We start from the raw sequence: 5,026 nt of genomic DNA on the forward strand, positions 1-5,026 counted from the left end.
AGTTAGATGGATGGGCTCCTTTTTTGAAGCTCTGCTATTTGTTTTTGCATTTCAGCAATAAGTTGGTCTTTCTGTTCAATAGAATGATTTTTAGCTGCATCGATTTCACGGACTTTATTTTTTATAGTATTAGTAGTATTACTATTATATATAGAAGACATTAATGACTGCTCTTGTTTACCAATTGCTCGACTTTCAGCCACACATTCGCAAAAAGCTTTATGAGTGATTTTAGTAACCATAAACTTTCTAAATCCACCTTTTCCTGTTTTAGAATGAAGATTTATAAGTAACTTTTTCTTATATAGTCTAGCAATCAAAACCTTTAATGTATGGGCGCTACAACTAACGATATTAAGTAGTTCATCAGTTGTTATAAGCTCTGTTTCTAGATTGCTATTTAAATTATTCATCACATACTCAAATATTGATTTTTGAAGCCCAGTTAAATTAAAAATAGATTTTTTAGCTTCACTTAGAGTCAGATTGTTTTCGGATTTATCGTTTACCGATTGTTTACCAATTGTTTCCTTATCGTTTACCGATTGTTTACCAATTGTTTCCTTATCGTTTACCGATTGTTTACCAGTTGTTTCCTTATCGTTTACCGATTGTTTACCAGTTGTTTCCTTGGTCGTTGACTCAGTATCTTTGATATAATCCCAAGACCTGCTTTTAACTGGTTCAAACTTTTTCTTTTTTTTATTCATTAGGTCGTTGATCGTAGCCATTATAGGAACCCTTTCATATAGTTATGCAAAATTAACGTGCATATAGTTATCTATTAGTTCTTTGACAAGGCAGTCAATATCCTCTTTAGCTGTAGATTTCCTGAAATTATCGTATAATGATAAACCTTTATTTTTTGTATTTGGAAAATCTTGGCTAGTTCTAACAACACTCTTTAATAATTTTTCAGAGTATTTTTTATCTTTAATTAATTGAGAAATGTAATCTGTTGATAGTATTGTCCTTGAGTCAAACTTGTTTAACAAAACTCTCCAATTAATATCGATCCCAAACTCTTCTTTGATATTGTTAACTTCTTTTTGCATTATTTCCAAACCTTCATAAGAATATATATCTGGATTTAACGGTGCTATAACAAGATTTGAAAAAGACATTGCAGAGCATACTAAGGTGCCTAATGTAGGGGGGCAATCAAAAATAATTAAGTCATATGGGTCAAGAAGATTACCATATAGTCTTTTAAATAAACCTATAGGGTTTACCCGATGAAGCATCATATAGCTATCTAATGTAACATTATCAAGTCTACTGGTAATCATATCTATACCTTCTGTGACGTTAACAATGGAATCAGCTGGATCAGCTCTTTTGGCTACAATATCAATCATTACAGGGGTGTTTCTGGCTACTTCATCCATCTGTAACCCTTTAGTTAAATTTGCTTGTTGATCCAAATCAATTACTAGAACTTTCAAGCCATACAAAGAAGATCGTATTGCTATAGATTCAGCAATTGTGGTTTTCCCAACACCACCTTTAACCACAGAGGTTGAAATAATGTATTGCTTGCATGATGGTTCCAGAATGTTTCTAGCTCCATTATGTGTGAAATACATCTTATTTTGGGTTTTGTGATATTCTATTGATTTGCTTTTAATTCTTTTGTGAACGGCTTGGTTTGTAATTCCTAGAAATTCAGCTATTTGAGATATTGAGATTTTAGCTTTAATTGCCATTGAGGTTTACGCCTATTTAATCCATTTACTCAAATCATAAACCATGCATTTAAAAGCGTAAAGGTTGGTGATAATTTATTTTTTAATTATTTTTCATAAACCCAAAAATCCAAAAATATGGACTAATAAAAACACTCCGTAAAATAACCCAAATACGGAAAGTAATGCAGTTTTAAAGGAATTTAGGTAAACTGTAAACATTATAAAAAGGTAATTGTTGCAACTGTGCAATTAATAACCTCGACGTTTGTTTTACGGAAAGTTTTGTTTTTATGGCTAAGAGCAGTAGAAAAATCGATTTGGTAAAACCAAAAAAATAAAGATCGTCGTGATCGAGAATATCTCACTGAGAAAGAAATTAATACGCTAATCACAGCAGCAAAAAGGGTAGGGCGTCACGGTGAGCGTGATGCTGCTATGATACTTGTAGCTTATCGCCATGGACTTCGTGTTGCAGAGTTGGTTAATCTTAAGTGGTCCCAGGTGGATTTGTCCCAAGGAATTTTACATGTGAGGCGCTTAAAATCAGGTATAAACTCAACTCATCCTATTTCTGGAGTTGTGAGTAGGGCGCTTAGAAAGGTTCAGCGCATGTATCCAGAGACGGACTTTGTGTTTGTCTCAGAGAGAAAATCACCGCTCACAGACCACACTTTTAGGAAAATACTGACGCGTGCTGATAGTGAGTCTGGGCTTAATATGAGTATTCACCCACATATGCTAAGGCATTCTACAGGTTTTAAATTAGCAAATGATCGGGTCGATACGCGTACCATTCAGCTTTACCTTGGGCACAGTAATATTCAGAATACTGTTATTTATACGCAACTAGCCAGTGGCGCCTTTCATGACCTTTGGCATGATTGAAGTGACTTTGATATATTAATACTATAAAATACCGGTATTAAAATGGTATTTAATTAAATGGAGCATCACAGTGACTGCACAAACACAGAAAGGGCGACCTGGCATACCATATGAAAAATTTGTTGAAGTATGGGAGCAATTAATAGAGGAAGGTAAAGCAGGAACCAATGCTATACATGAATTGATTGGTGGCAGTAAAAGCACGATCGCTGCCTATAGAGAGCGTTATGAACAGGAGCATGCCGCCAAGGAGTTAAGCATACTTAAAGAAGTACAATTACCTTCTGCTGTACAAAAAGCAATTGCAGAGTTGAAGCTTAAGGAAATAAATGTTCTTGAGAATGAAAATAAGCTTCTTAAGGTACGCATTGACGAGCATTTATCTAATTTCAAAAAATCAGAAGAAGCGTATGACGCATTAAAATCTAAATTAGAAACTGTGGAACTTAATTTTACTGAGCTCAAAAAAAATTTGGAGCAAAAAATAGCAATTGCTGAATCTCGTCTATTGGATACTGAAAAAAGAGAAAATAGGGCGCTTGAGCAATGTAAAGTGCTTTCAGATCAAGTGAGTCAATATAAGCAGGAAGCAGCAGTGGCAAAAAAGGAAGTAGAAATGCTCCGAGAACAAAATAAGCATGCAAAGCGATAGTATGTATATTATGCAACATTGATGCATATGCTTTGGGATGACGCTATTGAGTAACAGGCTTTAATTATCTATACCATTCAAGCCATTTCAGCATTTTAAGATCAGTGGCCTCTGATGTTATGCCATCTTCCTTGGCAAATTCATTCAATACATCAATCACAAAGTCACCAAAATCATTATCTTTACGTATTTCCTTATTTAAATGGTCAAACCTAACTTCAAAGTAGCATCGATAATTATGGTATTGGATATAGCCATAGCCAATCCATCCAATATGTTGTTTAGGTGTATACTTTTTATTACGTTTCTTCTTTTGATTATTGGGTTTCCCCATGCTAAACACTTGTTATTATTTACCACGCGATGTTTGTACTACTTTGTATAACTGCTGTCAATTAAATGCTTTCAAATTGACGCATATAGGCAATTTTCGATATGATGAACTTATTTAGCAAAGGATAAATAAATGATCACAGATTATTTAAATGCGACAGATATGAAGCATATTTGTCAGGCAAGAAAATTTGACGCTAAATGTGCAAAATCAAAAGATGTATTTGAAACTAGTTTTTCTTCTACGCAAGGCTTGCCTGATGCGATTGAGACACTAACTGATCGTGAGCGGATATTCCTTTCATACATAGGGGACAAGATGGTTGATGTCAGCTTTTTTGCGCCCTTATATCCTGATGAGGTTGATAGATATGGTACATATACGCAAAGTTATGGCACTTTATTTAAAAAAATATGGGCAAACCTCGTGCGTAAAGGGTTGCTATCTGTTACTCAACGTTATGCAGATACCAATTTAGAACGGTGGCGTTTTAAAGTCCCCAGCCTATATCAATCTTTCATTCCTGCCCCATTTAGAACATTGACTGAGATTAATGAAACACCATTACCCGCTGATAATTCTTTACGCCAACATATTACAGAAATGTTTATTACACAGGGCGGTAGTGCACCAAAACTTGGCTCCTATAGCCTAAGAGTTAGTGATAACATATTGAAGATTGGCAAAGAACGTTTTAATTTATCAATTCTCAATAAATGGCAGCGCAGACAGATAAATCAGGTATGCTATCCTCAGTTTCATCGACGCCTTAATTTTGAACCAGAATCTGATGTCATGTTCGATGTACTAACGACCGCATTAGAGCAACTTAAACCTGGCCAGTTTTTTGGTGAGCGGGATATTAGCCCATTGATACATTTTTTACCTGATCCTAAAAGAGAGCTTAAAACTTCGGTAGTATGTCAGGCTGCTGTCGATTTTGGACTGTTTAGTAAAATATATCATAACAACAAAGTATTTTATGGAAGAGGGCATGACGTTGTCTATGCCCATACCCCAGATCAGTTTTTGATACTTGATAAGGATGCTTTTATTATTGATATGACTAAAGTACCTTATCAGATGCTTGAGACCTTGGCATCTATCTGTCATTTTAAAACACAAAAAGCAAAAGGTGAACAACCTCGCAAATTGATTGTAGTGCCCGATATGATTCGTTTAGCAAAACAGGATTTATCATTACTAGAGTCCCCACTTGTTAAATGGATGTGTGATCAGTCAACTTCTCTTAAACAGTCATTTGATCGAATTATGGAGAAGCATGGTAGAATACTATTACATAAAAATTTACTTATTGCCAAAGTATCAGATTTAAGATTAAAAGCTCAGTGTATTAAGAAGTTTGAGTATGATGAGCAAGTCAAATTTTTAGCCAATGATTATATGGTATTCCCAAAAAGCAAACTATCGGTAGTTCAAAAGTTTGTTGAAAAAGCAGGCTATGCC

At 34.7% G+C, this 5,026-nt stretch carries 5 protein-coding genes and 1 pseudogene; 3 read left to right on the forward strand and 3 right to left on the reverse strand.

The window, feature by feature from the left end; translation table 11 throughout:
- Positions 1-2 precede the first annotated feature (2 nt).
- Both DNK84_RS10225 and DNK84_RS10230 read right to left on the reverse strand, forming a co-directional pair.
- A complete protein-coding gene (locus tag DNK84_RS10225; protein WP_208123303.1) occupies positions 3-710 on the reverse strand; it encodes a hypothetical protein in 708 nt (235 codons plus the stop codon).
- A 42-nt stretch (positions 711-752) separates the two neighbouring features.
- A complete protein-coding gene (locus DNK84_RS10230) occupies positions 753-1,706 on the reverse strand; it encodes a ParA family protein (RefSeq protein WP_119344419.1) in 954 nt (317 codons plus the stop codon).
- 351 nt (positions 1,707-2,057) lie between these two features.
- Here DNK84_RS10230 and DNK84_RS10235 point away from each other — a divergent pair.
- Both DNK84_RS10235 and DNK84_RS10240 read left to right on the forward strand, forming a co-directional pair.
- Positions 2,058-2,573: pseudogene (locus DNK84_RS10235) on the forward strand (tyrosine-type recombinase/integrase); the annotation flags it as partial.
- 70 nt (positions 2,574-2,643) lie between these two features.
- Positions 2,644-3,225: a hypothetical protein gene (locus DNK84_RS10240; RefSeq protein WP_119344421.1), complete on the forward strand. Its 582-nt coding sequence runs from the start codon at positions 2,644-2,646 to the stop codon at positions 3,223-3,225.
- Positions 3,226-3,289: 64 nt separating this feature from the next.
- Here the strand turns inward: DNK84_RS10240 and DNK84_RS10245 are convergent, their stop codons facing one another.
- Positions 3,290-3,559 carry a hypothetical protein gene (locus tag DNK84_RS10245; protein WP_119344422.1) on the reverse strand — a complete coding sequence of 90 codons (270 nt, stop codon included), beginning with the start codon at positions 3,557-3,559 and terminating at the stop codon, positions 3,290-3,292.
- Positions 3,560-3,691: 132 nt separating this feature from the next.
- On the opposite strand from DNK84_RS10245, the gene DNK84_RS10250 reads away from it, so the two are divergent.
- On the forward strand, positions 3,692-5,026 hold a 1,335-nt coding region (locus tag DNK84_RS10250; protein WP_162902371.1), incomplete at its 3' end, for a hypothetical protein.

It is taken from the genome of Facilibium subflavum (genome assembly GCF_003574485.1).
GTDB classification, from domain to species: domain Bacteria; phylum Pseudomonadota; class Gammaproteobacteria; order Francisellales; family Francisellaceae; genus Facilibium; species Facilibium subflavum.

Excerpts from the sequence above, each read along its gene's own strand:
- DNK84_RS10225 (WP_208123303.1), bottom strand. The coding sequence starts at position 710 with ATGAATAAAAAAAAGAAAAAGTTTGAACCAGTTAAAAGCAGGTCTTGG.
- DNK84_RS10245 (WP_119344422.1), bottom strand. The coding sequence starts at position 3,559 with ATGGGGAAACCCAATAATCAAAAGAAGAAACGTAATAAAAAGTATACA.
- DNK84_RS10230 (WP_119344419.1), bottom strand. The coding sequence starts at position 1,706 with ATGGCAATTAAAGCTAAAATCTCAATATCTCAAATAGCTGAATTTCTA.